We start from the raw sequence: 606 nt of genomic DNA on the forward strand, positions 1-606 counted from the left end.
AGATATAAAATATCAAAGTTGGGGTATGACAATGCTCCTAACTGCTGAAAGCAGGACAGCAATAAATGAAAAATTTTCGTACTTATGAAATAATGACTGGTATTTTAGCTGGGTTATTTGCTGTTGTTATAGGAATGGCAATCATCAGTGTTATAAATATCGCGCCCTACTTTTCTTTTCTTCTTGGTTGTTTTCTTTCACTGCCAATTTTTATTGTTGCGTTCAGTCAGGGAACATTAGCTAGCCTTGTTGCCTTAATAAGCGCCACTGTTGTTCTCATCATAGTTACAAATATTTACATTGCTTTTGGCTTTATGTTATTATTCTTTCTTCCTGCTGTCTATGCTTCTTGGCTCCTTGGGCTTGCACGACCAGCGCAAAAGGAAAATTCGTTGATATGGTATCCATTATCATCGGTTATCTTTCATTTAACCAACTTTATAGCTCTTATATCAAGCTTTATAGGACTCTATGTTGAAACTCATCCATCAACATCTATTATTGCGAAGAAAATCACTGCAAACATAGCACAAGCTATGCAACAATCACAGTCATTAAAGGAAGCTGATATAATTGCCTTTAGAGAACTTTTAATGACGCATGCAG

The 606-nt window shown here is 35.8% G+C and carries 1 pseudogene; it reads left to right on the forward strand.

Annotation, left to right across the window (positions count from 1 at the left end):
• Positions 1-65 precede the first annotated feature (65 nt).
• Positions 66-606: pseudogene (locus ACFIO5_RS10680) on the forward strand (hypothetical protein); the annotation flags it as partial.

The organism is Bartonella sp. AA86SXKL (assembly GCF_042196885.1).